Here is a 16,443-nt window from a genome sequence, read left to right on the forward strand (position 1 = left end):
TCCAGACTTGCGGCGAAGATGAATATCGAGCTGCGATATTCATCTGTCCGGACAAGCATGGCAAGCTACGCGACCTGCGAGGATAGATCCGAATGCGACAGCCTTACCGTAACGCCCTGTTCGCCAGCCTGATCCTGATCATCTGCGCCGGCGTGCTGTGGACAGCGTATGACTGGTTCCAGGGCCGCTACCTGCGTGCCTTCAGCGAACACACCGCGGTATTCTCCGGCGACCCTCTGCGCCTGCCCGCCGAACTCAGCGGCCCCGGGCCGATCCGCCTGGTGCATTTCTGGGATCCGGCGTGCCCGTGCAACGTCGGCAACCAGCAGCACCTGGGCGAGTTGATCGAGCAATACGCGCCCCAGGGCGTCGAGTTCTATGCCCTGCAAAAAGCCGGCAGCCACGGCCAGTTGCCCGATAACCTGCGCAAGATGAAAACCCTCACCGCCCTGCCCGGCGCCGACCAGGTGCCGGCCAGCCCCGCCGTGGGCATCTGGGACCGCACCGGCAAGCTCGCGTATTTCGGGCCCTACAGCGAAGGGCTGACGTGCAACGCCAGTAACAGTTTTATCGAGCCGATCCTGAAAGCCCTTGAAGCCGGCCGAGACGTGAACGCCACGCACACCCTGGCGGTGGGCTGCTATTGTTCGTGGTCGAAAGATGAGTAGCCCGCCACCCCACTCTTGGTAAGGAATGTTCATGAAGCGCGTCCTGCAGGTTCTTGCGGTTCTGCTGGTACTGATCGGCCTCGGTGCGGGCTGGTACGTCTACAGCAAGCAACCCACCCGCCAGGGCACGGCTGAACTGGCCAACCTGCAAGGCTCGGTCACCGTGCGCTACGACGACCGTGGCGTGCCGCATATTCGCGCCGAGAACGAGACCGACCTGTATCGCGCCCTGGGCTACGTGCATGCCCAGGACCGCCTGTTCCAGATGGAGATCATGCGCCGCCTGGCCCGTGGCGAGTTGGCCGAGGTACTCGGGCCGAAGCTGCTGGAGACCGACAAGTTGTTCCGCAGCCTGCGCATTCGCGACCGCGCCGCCACCTACGTGGCGCAGCAGGACCATGAGTCGGCGCACTGGAAGGCCCTGCAAGCCTATCTGGACGGGATCAACCAGTATCAGGACAGCCACGCCCGCCCGATGGAGTTCGACGTGCTGGGCATCCCCAGGCGCGCGTTTACCGCCGAGGACACCATCAGTGTCGCCGGGTACATGGCCTACAGCTTTGCCGCTGCGTTTCGTACCGAGCCCTTGCTGACTTACGTCCGCGACCAACTGGGCAGCGACTACCTGAACGTCTTCGACCTCGACTGGCAACCCAAGGGCGCCCTCAACCTCGCCGACAGTGACTGGAAAACCCTCGGCGCCCTCGCCGCGCTGAGTGAGCAGGCCCTGGCCGACAACGGCTTGCCGCAGTTCGAGGGCAGCAACGCCTGGGCCATCAGTGGCAGTCGCACCAAGAGCGGCAAACCGCTGCTGGCGGGTGACCCGCATATTCGCTTCTCGGTGCCGTCGGTGTGGTACGAGGCGCAGCTGTCGGCGCCGGGCTTCGAGCTGTATGGCTATCACAACGCGCTGGTACCCGTAGCGTTCCTGGGGCACAACCTGGATTTCGGCTGGAGCCTGACCATGTTCCAGAACGACGACCTCGACCTGATCGCCGAGAAGGTCAACCCGGACAACCCCAACCAGGTCTGGTACCACGGCCAGTGGGTCGACATGACCCGCAGCGAGCAACAGATCGCCGTCAAAGGCCAGGCACCGGTCAGCCTCACCCTGCGCCAATCGCCCCACGGCCCGATCGTCAATGACGTGCTCGGCGACAACGGCGGCAAAACGCCGATTGCCATGTGGTGGGCGTTCCTCGACACCCAGAACCCGATCCTCGAAGGTTTCTACCAGCTCAACCGCGCCGACACGTTGGCCAAGGCCCGTACGGCGGCGTCAAAGGTGTCCGCACCGGGGCTGAATATCGTGTGGGCCAATGCCAGGGGCGATATCGGCTGGTGGGCGGCGGCCCAGTTGCCGATTCGCCCGGCAGGTGCCAACCCTGGGTTTATCCTCGACGGCAGCACCGCCGAGGCCGACAAGCTGGGCTTCTACCCCTTCAGCGCCAACCCCCAGGAAGAAAACCCGGCGCGTGGCTATGTGGTCTCGGCCAATGCCCAGCCGGGGTCGCCCACCGGCATGCAAATCCCCGGTTATTACAACCTCGCCGACAGGGGCCAGCAGTTGAACGCGCAGTTGAGCGACAAGAGCGTGAAGTGGGATGTGACCAACAGCCAGGCCCTGCAACTGGGCACCACCACCGCCTTCGGCCCGCGCCTGCTGGCGCCGCTGTTGCCGGTGCTGCGCGAAGTGGTCACGGACCCGGCGCAGTTGAAGCTGGTGGAACAACTCGCCAGCTGGAAGGGTGACTACCCGCTGGATTCCACCAGCGCCACGCTGTTCAACCAGTTCCTGTTCAACCTCGCCGACGCGGCCTTCCACCCGAAGCTGGGTGACGGGATGTTCAAGACCCTGCTCACCACCCGCGTGATCGACGCCGCCCTGCCCCGCCTGGCTGCCGACCCGGCCTCGCCCTGGTGGGACGGCAAGCGCGCCGACACCGTCAAACGGGCCTGGGACAACAGCCTCGCGCACCTCAAGGCCACCTTCGGCGATGACCCGACGCAATGGCAGTGGGGCAAGGCCCATACCCTGACCCACGGCCATCCGCTGGGCTCTCAGAAACCCTTGGACCTGATTGTCAACGTCGGCCCGTTCCCGGCCCCCGGCACCCACGAAGTGCCGAACAACCAGTCGGCCGTCATCGGCCCCGCGCCCTGGCCGGTGACCTACGGCCCGTCCACCCGGCGCCTGATCGACTTTGCCGACGTGGCCCACGCCCTCACCATCAACCCGGTGGGGCAAAGCGGCGTGCCGTTCGACAAGCACTATGGCGACCAGGCCGAGACCTATATCGAAGGGGGTTACGAGCAGGCGCATTTCAGTGATGAGGAAGTCACGGCCAATACCCGCGGCACGCTGAAACTGCTGCCGGCGCGATAGCCCCTTGGAAATCGGTCAACCTGTGGAAGGGGCTTAGACCGGTGCCGCAAAATTGAGCCGGAACTGTTGCGGCGTCACACCCAGCCGGCGGTTGAACACGCTGCGCATGTGCTGGGCATCGCGAAACCCGCATTGATAGGCCACGGTTTTCAGCGGCGCATGCGTGCTTTCGAGCATCACCCGCGCGGCATCCACCCGCGCCCGTTCGACAAACTCCGCTGGCGTAATCCGCGCCTCACGGGCAAACACCCGGGAGAAGTTGCGCGCGCTCATGTTGGCGGCCTTGGCCAGGTCGGCGATGGTCAGGTCGCCCGTCAGGTTCGCCAATACGTATAACTGCACCAACGCCACCGCCGAGGTGGTTTCGGCGTGGGGCGTGAGGAACGGGCTGAACTGCGACTGCCCGCCCGAGCGCTGGGTGAACACCACCAGGCGCTTGGCCACGCTCAACGCCACTTCCGGGCCGTGGTCCTGGGCCAGCAGGTACAGCGACAGATCGATGCCTGCGGTGACGCCCGCCGAGGTGTAGAGATTGCCATCCTGTACGTAGAGGCGGTCGGCTTCGACCTGCGCGCGCGGGCACAAACGCGCCAGGCCTGCCGCATCATTCCAATGGGTCGTGACGGTTTTTCCATCCAGCAACCCGGCGCGCGCCAGCATGAAGGCGCCGTTGCAGATCGAACCAAAGCGCTGCGCCCGGGCGGTTGCGCCACGCAGCCAATCATCGAACGGCGCGCCGAAATCTTCGAAGGGCAATTGCGGGCCGCCGGCAACCAGCAGCAGGTCATAGGCTTGCAGGGCTTCGCTGTAATGCCGGTGGGCCTGCAATGCCAAACCGTTGGAGGCAACCAGGGTGCCGTTGCCCAGCCCGATGACCTCTATCCGGTAGTGATCCTGGGGCGGCAGAAAGCGGTTGGCTTCGCAAAACACATCCATGGGGCCGCTCACATCCAGTGACTGGACGCCGGGGAAGATCAGGATGGCGACGGTTTTGTGCATGCTCACAGACACCTTTTTCAGCTGAATAAAATGCAAACCCTGTGGGATTTTCCCAGGCTTGGAGAGTGATATCGCCGGCTACACCCTAGCTGATTTTGCCTTGGCACGATGTCGCGGCAGATTGGCCGGGATCGCACCCTCGTGACCATGGCCGCTTAGCGGACACGCGACCAGACTGGAGGCTTTCCAGAGGAGAACCACCATGACCACCACCATCGCCGGTATCAAGATCCCGGACAGCGCCCTGGCCAGGGCCACCACCGACTACATCCGCGACATTGAGTCCGACCTGCTCTACCACCATTCCCGCCGGGTGTTCCTGTTCGGCGCATTGAGCGGTGAACGCAAGCAACTGGCCTACAACCCGGAGCTGCTCTACGTCGGCGCCATGTTCCATGACCTGGGCCTGGTGGCAGGCCATCGCAGTGATGACCAACGCTTCGAAGTGGACGGCGCCAACGCCGCCGCAGCCTTCCTCAAGCCTTACGGGCTGAGCGACGACGATATCGAACAGGTGTGGCTGTCTATCGCCCTGCACACCACGCCGGGCGTGCCGCAGCACCTGCGCCCGACCGTGGCATTGGTGACCGCCGGTGTGGAAATGGACGTGCTGGGCATGGACTACGCCGCGTTCAGCAGCGTGCAGCGCGAAGCCGTGGTGCATGCGCATCCACGCGGTGAAGGATTCAAGGAGTGCATCATCTGCGCGTTTGCCGACGGCTTGCGCCATCGCCCGCAGACCACGTTCGGCAACGTGAAGACCGATGTGCTGGTGGATCAGGAACCGGGGTTCAAGCCGATGAATTTTGTCGAGGTGATTCGCAAGTCGCCGTGGGCTGCATAGCCAATCTGGAATGCGGTCAAAACTGTGGGGCTTGCCCCCGATTGCTGAGTGTCAGTCACTGCATCTATTGACTGACCCACCGCCATCGGGAGCAAGCCCCCTCCCACATTTGGACCCTGCAGGCCTTTAGACCGGCGCTGGAGCCCGACGCTTGTCCGGCTGCTGCCAGCCATCGGCGGCGGCTTCTTCAATCGCCTGCTGGATCGCTTTCTTGCGCATCTCTTCGGCACGCCGGCTGAAGAACCACACCAGGAAGGTCACCAGCGACACCGCCAGCAGAATCAGGCTGGCCACGGCGTTGATCTCGGGTTTAACCCCAAGGCGCACGGCCGAGAACACTTCCATCGGCAACGTCGTCGAACCCGGCCCCGACACGAAGCTGGCCAGTACCAGGTCATCCAGGGACAGTGCGAACGACATCATGCCGCCCGCCGCCAACGATGGCGCGATCATCGGGATGGTGATCAGGAAGAACACCTTCCACGGCCGCGCCCCCAGGTCCATCGCCGCTTCTTCGATCGACAGGTCCAGCTCACGCAGGCGCGCCGATACCACCACCGCCACATAGGCGGCACAGAACGTGGTGTGGGCGATCCAGATGGTGACGATGCCACGCTCCTGGGGCCAGCCGATCATCTGCGCCATGGCCACGAACAGCAGCAGCAGCGACAGACCGGTGATCACTTCCGGCATCACCAACGGCGCGGTCACCAGGCCGCCGAACAGCGTGCGGCCCTTGAACTGGCTGATGCGCGTCAGCACAAACGCCGCCAACGTACCCAACGCCACGGCGGCCACCGCCGTGTAGCAGGCGATTTCCAGGGAACGTGCCACCGAGCCCATCAACTGGGTGTTGTCCAACAGGCCCACGTACCACTTGATCGACCAACCGCCCCACACCGTCACCAGCTTGGATTCGTTGAACGAGTAGATCACCAGGATCAGCATCGGCAGGTAGATGAACAACAACCCCGCCACCAGCATGAAGCTTGAGAAACTGACGCGCTTCATATCTTGCCCTCCATCTCTTTGGCTTGGCTGCGGTTAAACAGAATGATGGGCACGATCAGGATCGCCAGCATCACCACCGCCAGGGCAGACGCCACCGGCCAGTCACGGTTGTTGAAGAATTCTTGCCACAACACTTTACCGATCATCAGGGTTTCCGGGCCGCCGAGCAGTTCCGGGATCACGAACTCGCCCACCACCGGGATAAACACCAGCATGCAGCCGGCGATGATGCCGTTCTTGGACAGCGGCACGGTGATTTTCCAGAAGCTGTTGAAGGTGCTCGAACCCAGGTCCGATGCGGCTTCCAGCAGGCTCTGGTCATGCTTCACCAGGTTGGCGTACAGCGGCAGGATCATGAACGGCAGGTACGAATAGACCACGCCGATATACACCGCGATGTTGGTGTTGAGGATCTGCAGCGGTTCGTTGATCAACCCCATGGACATCAGGAAGCCATTGAGCAGGCCGTTGTTGCTGAGGATGCCCATCCACGCATACACGCGGATCAGGATCGCGGTCCAGGTCGGCATCATGATCAGCAGCACCAGCACGGTCTGCATCTCTTTGCGCGCGGTGGCAATGGCATAGGCCATCGGGTAGCCGATCAGCAGGCACAGCAGCGTGCTGAAGAACGCCATCTTCAGCGAGCCCAGGTACGCCGCGATGTACAGCTCATCACCTGCCAGCAGACTGTAGTTGGCCAGGTTCAGCACCACCTGCAGCTTCTGCTCGACGTAGGTGTAGATCTCGGTGTACGGCGGGATCGCCACGTCGGCTTCGGCGAAGCTGATTTTCAGGACGATGAAAAACGGCAGGGCGAAAAACAGGAACAGCCACAGGAACGGAATCCCGATGACCACCTGCTTGCCGCTGGGGACGATGCGGTGCAAGCGCCGCTTGAGCTTCTTCATGTTCATGTGCGCAGTACCACGCCGCTATCGTCTTCCCACCACACGTAGACCTGGTCACCCCAGGTTGGGCGCTGGCCACGGCGTTCGGCGTTGGCGACGAAGGACTGCACCAGCTTGCCGCTGGGCAGCTCGACGTAGAACACCGAGTGGCCGCCCAGGTAAGCGATGTCGTGCACCTTGCCGCTGGACCAGTTGTGCTCGCAGGTCGGCATTTCGGTGGTGACCAACAGTTTTTCCGGGCGGATGGCATAGGTCACCGACTTGTCTTCCACCGAGGTGGCGATGCCGTAGCCTACGTAGATGTCGCGGTCCAGGTCCGGGCACTTGAGCACCGCGTGACCTTCGGCGTCATCCACCACCTGGGTGTCGAAGATGTTGACGTTACCGATGAATTCGCACACCAGGCGGCTGGTCGGCGTCTCGTAGATGTCGATCGGGCTGCCGATCTGGGCGATCCAGCCCAGGTGCATGATCGCGATGCGCTCGGCCATGGTCATGGCCTCTTCCTGGTCGTGCGTCACCATCACGCAGGTCACGCCGACGCGCTCGATGATCTCCACCAGTTCCAGTTGCATCTGCGAGCGCAGCTTCTTGTCGAGGGCGCCCATAGGCTCATCGAGCAGCAGCAGTTTCGGGCGCTTGGCCAGTGAGCGGGCCAACGCCACCCGCTGACGCTGGCCACCGGACAACTGGTGCGGCTTGCGCTTGGCGTACTGGCTCATCTGGACCAGCTTGAGCATTTCAGCCACGCGGGCATCGACTTCGGCCTTGGGGATCTTGTCCTGTTGCAGGCCGAACGCGATGTTCTGCGCCACGGTCATGTGGGGGAACAAGGCGTAGGACTGGAACATCATGTTGATCGGCCGCTCGTAGGGCGGCATATCGGTGATATCCACGCCGTCGAGGTAAATCCGACCTTCTGTCGGGCGCTCGAAGCCTGCGAGCATGCGCAGCAGGGTGGACTTGCCCGAACCCGAACCGCCGAGCAAGGCGAAGATCTCGCCTTTCTTGATTTCCAGGGACACATCGTCCACGGCAATCGTCTCGTCGAACTTCTTCGTGACCCGGTCGATTTTGACCAGCACCTTTTTCGGTGTCTGGTCGCCCTCGAGGGCTTTCTTATAGGCGCCGGAGGCAACTGCCATTTACGAAACTCCCAAAAAAAAGAGTGCAGTTCGCCCGAGGCGGGCGAACCTTGGATAGTTTGAGCCTTACTTGCCCGTCTTGACCTTGGTCCAGCTACGGGTCATTAAACGTTGCACTTTCGGGGGTAGCTCGAAGTTGACGAATGTCCGGTCGAGAACCGCCTGCGGTGGGTAAACCGCTTCGTCGGTGCGTATCGATTGCTCCATCAGTTTGTCCGCCCCTGGGTTAGGGTTGGCGTAACCGACGGTGTCACTGACCTGGGCGATCACCTCAGATTGCAGTAAATAGTTGATGAAGGCGTGGGCTTCCTTGATGTTGGTGGCGTCCTTGGGGATCGCCAGCACGTCAAACCACAGGTTGCCGCCTTCCTTCGGAATTGCGTAGGCGATGTTCACGCCTTTGCCCGCTTCGCTTGCGCGAGCCTTGGCCTGGAACACATCGCCGGAGAACCCGGCGGCCACGCAGATGTTGCCGTTGGCCAGGTCCGAGATGTATTTGGAAGAATGGAAGTAGGTCACGTAGGGCCGCACTTTGAGCAGCTTTTCCTCGGCCTTCTTGTAGTCTTCAGGGTTGGTGCTGTTAGGGTCCAGGCCCATGTAGTTGAGCACCGCCGGCAGCATCTCATCCGCCGAGTCCATGAACGACACACCGCAGGTGGCCAGCTTCTTCATGTTTTCCGGTTCGAACAGCACGGCCCAGGAGTCGATCTTGTCGACACCCAGCACTTCCTTCACTTTGTCGACGTTGTAACCGATGCCGTTGGTACCCCACAGGTAGGGCACGGCGTACTGGTTGCCCGGGTCGTTCTTCTCCAGGCGCTTGAGCAGCACAGGGTCCAGGTTGGCGTAATGAGTCAGCAGCGACTTATCGAGTTTCTGGAACGCCCCGGCCTTGATCTGCTTGCCAAGGAAGTGGTTGGACGGCACTACCACGTCATAGCCGGTACGCCCGGCCAGTAACTTGCCTTCCAGGGTTTCGTTGGAATCAAACACGTCATACACGGGCTTGATGCCGGTGGCCTTTTCGAAGTTGGCCAGGGTGTCGGGACCGATGTAATCCGACCAGTTATAAATATGCACGGTCGGTGCGGCCTGCACGCTGACAGCCAGCGTGAGACCTGCACCTACCAGCAAGGCTTGGCGAAACAAAGAAATTGGCAAGTGGAGGTCCTCTTAAATAGTTGGGCCCAAAGTTGTTGCCCGGCAACAAAACCGGCGCGCAACTTACCCTCGATAAACCGATCCGGCAAAACTTTCTGTCATTTATTTGTTTCATTAACCACCGCGAGCTGCGCGGTGGTTAATGAAGGCCGGTTTATTTACCGGATTTGATCTTGGTCCAGCTGCGTGTCATTTCACGCTGGGTGGCAGCCGGCAAGTCCGCAATGGCGTAGAGCTTGGCTTGCACATCCGCTGGCGGGTAGATGCCCGGGTCGCTGGTGATGTCTTTGTCGACCAGTGCGGTGGCCTTCTCGTTACCGTTCGGGAAACGCACGCTGTTGGTGATCGAAGCCATGACTTCCGGCTTGAGCAGGTAGTTCATGAACTTATAGGCGGCGTCGACGTTTTCGGCATCTTTAGGGATAGCGACCATGTCGAAGAAGCTACCGGCACCTTCTTTCGGAATGTCGTAGGCCACCTTGACCTTGCCACCGGCTTCAGCCGCACGGGACTTGGCCTGCTGGATGTCACCCGAGTAACCCACGGCTACGCAGATGTTGCCGTTGGCCAGGTCGGAGATGTACTTGGACGAGTGGAAGTAGCCAATCGAAGGGCGGATTTTCAGGAACAGGTCTTCGGCTTGCTTGAGGTCGGCCTTCTTCTGGCTGTCGGTTGGCAGGCCCAGGTAATGCAGCGCGACCGGCAGCATTTCGGTCGGCGAGTCGAGGAAGCTCACGCCGCAGCTTTTGAGCTTGGCGATGTTTTCAGGCTTGAGCAGCACGTCCCACGAATCGATCTTGTCCACGCCCAGCGCGGCCTTGACCTTGTCCGTGTTGTAGCCGATGCCGATCGAACCCCACATGTACGGGAAAGCGTGCTTGTTGTCCGGGTCGCTGACCGACACGGCTTTAAGCAGGGAGGTGTTCAGGTTGCCGTAGTTGGGCAGCTTGGACTTGTCCAGCTCCTGGTAGACACCGGCCTTGATCTGCTTGGCGAGGAAGTTGTTCGACGGTACGACGATGTCGTAGCCGGACTTGCCTGCCAGCAACTTGGCTTCGAGTGTCTCGTTGCTGTCAAAAACGTCGTACACCACTTTAATGCCCGACTCTTTTTCAAAGTTGGCGATGGTGTCCGGTGCAATGTAGTCGGACCAGTTGTAGACGTGCAGCACTTTATCGTCGGCCTGGACCGCGCCCGCCATTGCGCCCATCAGGGACAAGGCGAGGAGGGTCTTGCCAGCGTTCTTCAAACCTAATGCCTTCATTTGGTGATGCTCCAATTTTTCTTTTTTGGGCCACGTTCTTTTATGTTCAGCGACCCTTCCAGAGGGCAGCAAAACAGGGCGACAGTCTGGCAAGTTCAGGGGCCGGCTTTCAACCAAAGCCCCTGCATTTATAACTGCCCGGTGCGCTGCGCACTGAGCCTAGCACTTAGCCCTGCAATGCCGCCAAAGTCAGGTCCAGGCACTGACGAGCCTTGGTCACCAGCTCGTCGATTTCAGCCTTGCTGATCACCAGAGGCGGCGAAATGATCATGGTGTCGCCCACGGCGCGCATGATCAGGCCATTCTCGAAGCAGAAGGTTCGGCAGATCATGCCGACACCCCGGCCCTCGTAACGCTTGCGCGTCGCCTTGTCCTGAACCAGCTCAATTGCACCAAGCATGCCGACACCGCGCACTTCACCCACCAACGGGTGATCCGCCAGCTCCCGCAGACGTTTCTGCAAATACGGTGCCGTTTCGTCGTGAACGCGGTTAACGATTGTTTCATCGCGCATGATGCGGATGTTTTCCAGGGCCACGGCCGCAGCCACCGGGTGACCGGAGTAGGTGAAACCGTGGTTGAAATCACCGCCTTCGTTGAGCACGGCCACCACGTCGTCGCGCACGATCAGGCCGCCCATGGGGATGTAGCCCGAGGTCAGGCCCTTGGCGATGGTCATCATGTGGGGCTTGAGGTCGTAGAAATCGCTACCGAACCACTCACCGGTACGGCCGAAACCGCAAATCACTTCGTCGGCCACAAACAGGATGTCGTACTTGGCGAGGATTTCCTTGATGCGCGGCCAGTAGCTGTCCGGCGGCACGATCACGCCACCGGCGCCCTGGATCGGCTCGGCAATAAAGGCACCGACGTTGTCCACGCCCAGCTCGAGGATCTTCTCTTCCAGTTGGTTGGCGGCCCAGACCCCGAACTCTTCGGGGCTCATGTCGCCGCCTTCGCCGAACCAGTACGGCTGGGCGATATGGACGATGCCCGGGATCGGCAAGTCGCCCTGTTCATGCATATAGGTCATGCCGCCCAGGCTGGCGCCAGCCACGGTGGAGCCGTGGTAGCCATTCTTGCGGCTGATGATGGTTTTCTTGTTCGGCTGGCCCTTGATCGCCCAATAGTGGCGGACCATGCGCAACATAGTGTCGTTGCCTTCGGAGCCGGAGCCGGTGAAGAACACGTGGTTCATGCCGGCAGGCGCGATGTCGGAAATCGCCTTGGCCAGCTCCAGCACCGGCGGGTGAGCGGTCTGGAAGAACAGGTTGTAGTACGGCAGTTCTTTCATCTGCCTGGCGGCGGCGTCGGCCAGTTCATCGCGACCGTAACCGATCGCCACGCACCACAGGCCGGCCATGCCGTCGAGGATCTTGTTGCCTTCGCTGTCCCACAGGTACACGCCGTGGGCTTTGGTGATGATCCGTGGGCCTTTCTCTTTCAATTGCTTGAAGTCGCTGAACGGCGCCAGGTGGTGATCACTGCTCAAGGCTTGCCATTCACGGGTTTGCGGGTTGTTGCTGGACATACCAATCTCCTAGACTTTTCAGTGAAGGGCGCACGGGTTGCCCCGTGCGCCCGGCGCATCAGACGGCGAAGAGCAGGAATTCCCGCTCCCACGAACTGATCACGCGCTTGAAGTTTTCATGCTCGGCCCGCTTGACCGCGACGTAGCCTGTGATGAATTTCTGACCCAGGTATTTCTCGATGGTCTTGCTGTTTTCCATGCGTTCCAGGGCGTCTTCGATGGTCAACGGCAGGCGCAGGTTGCGGCGCTCGTAACCACGCCCCACCACCGGGGCGCTCGGGTTATGGCCTTCGACCATGCCGATGTAGCCACACAGCAGGCTGGCGGCAATCGCCAGGTACGGGTTGGCGTCGGCGCCCGGCAGGCGGTTTTCGACGCGACGGTTCTGCGGGCCGGCATCCGGCACGCGCAGGCCGACGGTGCGGTTTTCTTCGCCCCACTCCACGTTCACCGGCGCCGAGGTGTCGGGCAGGAAGCGGCGGAACGAGTTCACGTTGGGGGCAAACAGCGGCAGCAATTCAGGGATGAACTTCTGCAGGCCGCCAATGTGGTTGAGGAACAGTTGGCTCATGGTCCCGTCTTCATTGGAGAAGACGTTCTTGCCGGTGGCGATGTCGATGATGCTCTGGTGCAGGTGCATGGCGCTGCCGGGCTCGCCGGTCATCGGCTTGGCCATGAAGGTGGCCGCCACGTCGTGCTTGAGCGCGGCTTCACGCATGGTGCGCTTGAACACCAGGATCTGGTCCGCCAGGGACAGGGCATCGCCGTGACGGAAGTTGATTTCCATCTGCGCCGTGCCGTCTTCATGGATCAGGGTGTCGAGGTCCAGCTCCTGCAGCTCGCACCAGTCGTAGACGTCTTCAAACAGCGGGTCGAATTCGTTGGCGGCTTCTATAGAGAAGGATTGGCGGCCGGTCTCCGGGCGCCCGGACCGACCGATCGGCGGTTGCAGCGGGAAGTCCGGGTCTTCGCAGCGCTTGGTCAGGTAGAACTCCATCTCCGGCGCCACGATGGGCTGCCAGCCTTTGTCGGCGTAGAGCTTGAGGACTTTCTTGAGCACGTTGCGCGGCGACAGCTCGATCGGGTTGCCTTGCTTGTCGTAGGTGTCGTGGATCACCTGGGCGGTCGGCTCGATGGCCCAAGGCACCAGGAACACCGCGTTCTGGTCGGGGCGGCAGATCATGTCGATGTCTGCCGGGTCGAGCAATTCGTAATAGATGTCGTCTTCGACATAGTCGCCGGTCACGGTCTGCAACAGAACGCTCTCGGGCAGGCGCATGCCTTTTTCGGCGATGAACTTGTTGGTCGGCGAGATCTTGCCCCGGGTGATACCGGTCAGGTCGCCAATCATGCATTCGACTTCTGTGATCTTGTGGTCTTTCAACCAATCGGTGAGCTGGTCGAGGTTGTTACTCATAAATGCCTCTGGGCTGGGTTTCCTGGCATCCATTAAAGGCCAGGCGTTGGTTGACGCAGCATCCGCGTCGTTTTTTCGTTCAGGGTAGGAGCTTACCTGCCATTTGCTGCAGCGTTGCATTCCTCAAGCCAAAGTCGTGCAGAATCATGAGCGGCCGCGCGGATGGCAGCCGGTCAGTGGCAGTCGAGGAGGCAAAAAAGAGAGCGGATGGGCCGTCAAGAATATTGGCCGGTGCGTGGGCATTCACGCGGGACGAACGGACTGCGGACAAAGCCTGGCTGAAGCAGGCTGAGACGCCGATTGGCGGCAGGCGAGACATGAAGCACCCCGGTATTATTGCTGTTATGGGTTTGAATCGAGCTTAGCCTTGTTCATTTTTTTACACAACACCCCCGTAAAAAATACAACACGGCCCGCTCAAGCCTGCGAGTCCCAAGCCGGTCAAACCGAAAAAACCGCCCCAAAAAGCCCCAAAAGTGCGGTCACGGCGCTTTTTTAGGGCAAAAAAGGCCTCGCTTGACTTCGGCATGCCGTTCGGGTTGACTGAAACCAGAAAAGATCAATGATTGATATTTTTAACAACAAAGGTGTTGCATCATGTCGGTACCCCCGCGTGCCGTTCAGCTTAACGAAGCGAACGCGTTCCTTAAGGATCATCCTGAGGTTCTGTACGTAGACCTTCTAATTGCGGATATGAATGGTGTGGTGCGCGGTAAGCGCATCGAACGCACCAGCCTCCACAAGGTTTACGAGAAGGGCATTAACCTGCCTGCCTCTTTATTTGCCCTGGATATCAATGGCTCGACGGTGGAAAGCACCGGCCTGGGCCTGGACATCGGTGATGCTGACCGAATCTGTTATCCGATCCCTGACACCCTGTGCAATGAACCCTGGCAAAAGCGCCCTACCGCGCAACTGCTGATGACCATGCACGAACTTGAAGGTGAACCTTTCTTCGCCGATCCGCGCGAAGTGCTCCGCCAAGTTGTAAGCAAGTTTGACGACCTTGGTCTGACCATCTGCGCCGCCTTCGAGCTTGAGTTCTACCTGATCGACCAGGAGAACGTGAACGGCCGCCCACAACCGCCCCGCTCGCCGATCTCCGGCAAACGCCCGCACTCGACACAGGTCTACCTGATCGACGACCTCGACGAATACGTCGATTGCCTCCAGGACATCCTGGAAGGTGCCAAAGAGCAAGGCATCCCGGCCGACGCCATCGTCAAGGAAAGTGCCCCGGCGCAGTTCGAAGTGAACCTGCACCACGTGGCCGACCCGATCAAGGCCTGCGACTACGCAGTGCTGCTCAAGCGCCTGATCAAGAACATCGCCTACGACCATGAGATGGATACCACCTTCATGGCCAAGCCTTACCCAGGCCAGGCAGGCAACGGTTTGCACGTACACATCTCGATCCTGGACAAGGACGGCAAGAACATCTTTGCCAGCGAGGATCCCGAGCAGAACGCCGCATTGCGTCACGCGATCGGCGGTGTGCTCGAGACCCTACCCGCCCAAATGGCGTTCCTGTGCCCTAACGTCAACTCCTACCGTCGTTTCGGCGCACAGTTCTACGTGCCGAACTCGCCGTGCTGGGGCCTGGACAACCGCACCGTGGCGATTCGCGTACCGACCGGCTCGTCCGACGCCGTACGTATCGAACACCGTGTGGCCGGTGCCGACGCCAACCCTTACCTGCTGATGGCTTCGGTCCTGGCAGGCGTGCACCACGGTCTGACCAACAAGATCGAGCCGGGCGCCCCCGTGGAAGGCAACAGCTACGAGCAGAACGAACAGAGCCTGCCGAACAACCTGCGCGATGCCCTGCGCGAGTTGGACGACAGCGAGGTGATGGCCAAGTACATCGATCCTAAATACATCGATATCTTCGTCGCCTGTAAGGAAAGTGAGCTGGAAGAGTTCGAACACTCCATCTCCGACCTTGAGTACAACTGGTACCTGCATACCGTCTAAACGACGGCTGCATTGACTGTGGTGCGGGCTTGCCCCGCGCTGGGCTGCGTAGCAGCCCCCAACACAGGCGCCGAGTTCTTTCTGAAGGAACTCGGCGTTTTTTATGGGGGCCGCTTCGCAGCCCAGCGCGGGGCAAGCCCGCTCACCACAACAAGCGGTATGGATCATCCTCAGGCTCTGCGTACAATGCCCGCTGCCTTGTAGGAGACTTCCATGCCCACCCACCCCGCCGCCCCTCGCAAACCCCGCGCCCGCAGCCAGGCACGGATCGACGCGATTCTCGATGCCGCCCGCACCTTGCTGGCCGCCGAAGGCGTGGCGAGTTTGTCGATCTACAGCGTGGCCGAGCGCGCGCAGATCCCGCCGTCGTCGGTGTATCACTTTTTCGCCAGTGTGCCGGCGCTGCTGGAGGCACTGACCGCCGATATACATGCAGCCTTCCGCTGCGCCATCCAGGCCCCCATCGAGCATGATTCACTCAAGCATTGGCGCGACCTGTCCTACATCGTCGAACAGCGCATGCTGACCATCTACAGCAACGACGCCGCCGCGCGCCAGTTGATCCTGGCCCAGCACGGGCTGACCGAAGTGACCCAGGCGGACCGCCAGCATGATCTGGAGCTGGGGGATTTGATGCTGGAAGTGTTCGACCGCCATTTTGAAGTGCCGAGCTTGCCAACCGATGTGGATGTGTTTGCGCTGGCGTTGGAATTGAGTGATCGCGTGTATGCGCGTTCGGTGCATCAGCATGGGCTGATTACGCCGCGTATGGCGGAGGAAGGGATGCGGGTGTTTGATGCGTATGTGGGGCTGTATTTGCCGGCTTACCTACCCAAGCGCTGAGTTTTGTGCTGGCCGGACTGGCCTCATCGGGGGCAAGCCCCCGATGACGGCCTCAAGAGCGACGCAAATCACAACTTGGCGATCGACACCTCAGTCGACTTCACAAAGGCAATCACTTCACTGCCAATCACCAGCTCCAGCTCTTTGACCGAGCGGGTGGTAATCACGGAAGTGACAATACCGGACGCGGTCTGCACGTCGATTTCCGACAGCACGTCGCCGACGACGATTTCCTTGATGGTGCCTTTGAACTGGTTACGCACGTTGATGGCTTTAATAGTCATGGTGT

General features: G+C 60.8%; 14 protein-coding genes. 5 read left to right on the forward strand and 9 right to left on the reverse strand.

What is annotated here, in order from left to right; translation table 11 throughout:
• The first annotated feature begins 92 nt into the window (after positions 1–92).
• Positions 93–668, forward strand: coding sequence for a DUF6436 domain-containing protein (locus NIBR502773_RS13800; RefSeq protein ID WP_065938071.1), 576 nt, complete (start codon positions 93–95; stop codon positions 666–668).
• A gap of 31 nt (positions 669–699) precedes the next feature.
• A complete protein-coding gene (locus NIBR502773_RS13805) occupies positions 700–3,054 on the forward strand; it encodes a penicillin acylase family protein (RefSeq protein WP_141156254.1) in 2,355 nt (784 codons plus the stop codon).
• A gap of 33 nt (positions 3,055–3,087) precedes the next feature.
• Here NIBR502773_RS13805 and NIBR502773_RS13810 read toward each other — a convergent pair whose 3' ends face one another.
• Complete coding sequence (locus NIBR502773_RS13810; RefSeq protein WP_141156255.1) at positions 3,088–4,053, reverse strand: GlxA family transcriptional regulator; 966 nt, start codon at positions 4,051–4,053, stop codon at positions 3,088–3,090.
• A 202-nt stretch (positions 4,054–4,255) separates the two neighbouring features.
• On the opposite strand from NIBR502773_RS13810, the gene NIBR502773_RS13815 reads away from it, so the two are divergent.
• Positions 4,256–4,897: an HD domain-containing protein gene (locus NIBR502773_RS13815; RefSeq protein ID WP_141156256.1), complete on the forward strand. Its 642-nt coding sequence runs from the start codon at positions 4,256–4,258 to the stop codon at positions 4,895–4,897.
• Between the two features lie 126 nt (positions 4,898–5,023).
• On the opposite strand, the gene NIBR502773_RS13820 is transcribed toward NIBR502773_RS13815, so the two are convergent.
• From NIBR502773_RS13820 to NIBR502773_RS13850, 7 genes are all read right to left on the reverse strand, one after another.
• The gene (locus NIBR502773_RS13820; RefSeq protein ID WP_015886412.1) at positions 5,024–5,908 is read right to left on the reverse strand and encodes an ABC transporter permease subunit; all 885 of its coding nucleotides are present in this window, start codon (positions 5,906–5,908) and stop codon (positions 5,024–5,026) included.
• Positions 5,905–6,825: an ABC transporter permease subunit gene (locus NIBR502773_RS13825; protein WP_027608406.1), complete on the reverse strand. Its 921-nt coding sequence runs from the start codon at positions 6,823–6,825 to the stop codon at positions 5,905–5,907. Before NIBR502773_RS13825 ends, NIBR502773_RS13820 begins: the two co-directional genes overlap by 4 nt.
• Positions 6,822–7,964, reverse strand: a complete 1,143-nt coding sequence (locus NIBR502773_RS13830; protein WP_027608405.1) for an ABC transporter ATP-binding protein — start codon at positions 7,962–7,964, stop codon at positions 6,822–6,824. The genes NIBR502773_RS13825 and NIBR502773_RS13830 overlap by 4 nt, the downstream gene beginning before the upstream one ends.
• 66 nt (positions 7,965–8,030) lie before the next feature.
• Positions 8,031–9,125 (reverse strand): polyamine ABC transporter substrate-binding protein, encoded by a 1,095-nt coding sequence (locus NIBR502773_RS13835; protein ID WP_027608404.1) that lies wholly within the window; start codon positions 9,123–9,125, stop codon positions 8,031–8,033.
• 154 nt (positions 9,126–9,279) lie between these two features.
• Positions 9,280–10,374 carry a polyamine ABC transporter substrate-binding protein gene (locus tag NIBR502773_RS13840; RefSeq protein WP_141157843.1) on the reverse strand — a complete coding sequence of 365 codons (1,095 nt, stop codon included), beginning with the start codon at positions 10,372–10,374 and terminating at the stop codon, positions 9,280–9,282.
• A 181-nt stretch (positions 10,375–10,555) separates the two neighbouring features.
• On the reverse strand, positions 10,556–11,920 hold the full coding sequence (locus NIBR502773_RS13845; protein ID WP_141156257.1) for an aspartate aminotransferase family protein: 1,365 nt from the start codon (positions 11,918–11,920) through the stop codon (positions 10,556–10,558).
• A gap of 58 nt (positions 11,921–11,978) precedes the next feature.
• Entirely contained in the window at positions 11,979–13,337 is a 1,359-nt protein-coding gene (locus NIBR502773_RS13850; protein ID WP_003176780.1) for a glutamine synthetase family protein, read from the reverse strand.
• 597 nt (positions 13,338–13,934) lie between these two features.
• Here NIBR502773_RS13850 and NIBR502773_RS13860 point away from each other — a divergent pair.
• Positions 13,935–15,311, forward strand: a complete 1,377-nt coding sequence (locus tag NIBR502773_RS13860) for a glutamine synthetase family protein (RefSeq protein ID WP_003213894.1) — start codon at positions 13,935–13,937, stop codon at positions 15,309–15,311.
• A gap of 213 nt (positions 15,312–15,524) precedes the next feature.
• A complete protein-coding gene (locus NIBR502773_RS13865) occupies positions 15,525–16,154 on the forward strand; it encodes a TetR/AcrR family transcriptional regulator (protein WP_141156258.1) in 630 nt (209 codons plus the stop codon).
• Between the two features lie 68 nt (positions 16,155–16,222).
• Here the strand turns inward: NIBR502773_RS13865 and NIBR502773_RS13870 are convergent, their stop codons facing one another.
• Positions 16,223–16,438, reverse strand: coding sequence for a molybdopterin-binding protein (locus tag NIBR502773_RS13870; protein WP_003176783.1), 216 nt, complete (start codon positions 16,436–16,438; stop codon positions 16,223–16,225).
• Positions 16,439–16,443: the final 5 nt, after the last annotated feature.

The sequence above is a fragment of the Pseudomonas sp. NIBRBAC000502773 genome, from assembly GCF_006517195.1.
GTDB classification, from domain to species: Bacteria; Pseudomonadota; Gammaproteobacteria; order Pseudomonadales; family Pseudomonadaceae; genus Aquipseudomonas; species Aquipseudomonas marginalis.

Bases quoted from the DNA above. Each gene is read 5' to 3' on its own strand.
- NIBR502773_RS13800 (WP_065938071.1), top strand. From the start codon at position 93: ATGCGACAGCCTTACCGTAACGCCCTGTTCGCCAGCCTGATCCTGATC.
- NIBR502773_RS13805 (WP_141156254.1), top strand. From the start codon at position 700: ATGAAGCGCGTCCTGCAGGTTCTTGCGGTTCTGCTGGTACTGATCGGC.
- NIBR502773_RS13810 (WP_141156255.1), bottom strand. From the start codon at position 4,053: ATGCACAAAACCGTCGCCATCCTGATCTTCCCCGGCGTCCAGTCACTG.
- NIBR502773_RS13815 (WP_141156256.1), top strand. From the start codon at position 4,256: ATGACCACCACCATCGCCGGTATCAAGATCCCGGACAGCGCCCTGGCC.
- NIBR502773_RS13820 (WP_015886412.1), bottom strand. From the start codon at position 5,908: ATGAAGCGCGTCAGTTTCTCAAGCTTCATGCTGGTGGCGGGGTTGTTG.
- NIBR502773_RS13825 (WP_027608406.1), bottom strand. From the start codon at position 6,825: ATGAACATGAAGAAGCTCAAGCGGCGCTTGCACCGCATCGTCCCCAGC.
- NIBR502773_RS13830 (WP_027608405.1), bottom strand. From the start codon at position 7,964: ATGGCAGTTGCCTCCGGCGCCTATAAGAAAGCCCTCGAGGGCGACCAG.
- NIBR502773_RS13845 (WP_141156257.1), bottom strand. From the start codon at position 11,920: ATGTCCAGCAACAACCCGCAAACCCGTGAATGGCAAGCCTTGAGCAGT.
- NIBR502773_RS13850 (WP_003176780.1), bottom strand. From the start codon at position 13,337: ATGAGTAACAACCTCGACCAGCTCACCGATTGGTTGAAAGACCACAAG.
- NIBR502773_RS13860 (WP_003213894.1), top strand. From the start codon at position 13,935: ATGTCGGTACCCCCGCGTGCCGTTCAGCTTAACGAAGCGAACGCGTTC.
- NIBR502773_RS13865 (WP_141156258.1), top strand. From the start codon at position 15,525: ATGCCCACCCACCCCGCCGCCCCTCGCAAACCCCGCGCCCGCAGCCAG.
- NIBR502773_RS13870 (WP_003176783.1), bottom strand. From the start codon at position 16,438: ATGACTATTAAAGCCATCAACGTGCGTAACCAGTTCAAAGGCACCATC.